The following is a 226-nucleotide window of genomic DNA, read 5'->3' as shown; positions in this document are numbered from 1 at the left end:
ATTTTTCTCTCTCTGATTGTCTCAATTTCTTTCTGCTGTTCCTCGCCCCAACTCATGCTTTTACCTCTCTTTCTTCTTGGCTATCACTCAACAATTTACCGCATATCTGCGGTCACTCAAAGGGGGATTGAAGGGGGGCTTTGCCACCCTCACAAGTTCTAAAGTGTAGCCGTTAGGCTATCACTTTAGGGAACTTGCAATATATCCGCTACACATAATATAGCAT

Origin of the sequence: Clostridium sp. AF19-22AC, from assembly GCF_003479085.1 — a bacterium.
Lineage (GTDB): Bacteria > Bacillota > Clostridia > Lachnospirales > Lachnospiraceae > Faecalicatena_A > Faecalicatena_A orotica.
This window is presented reverse-complemented; position numbering follows the sequence as displayed.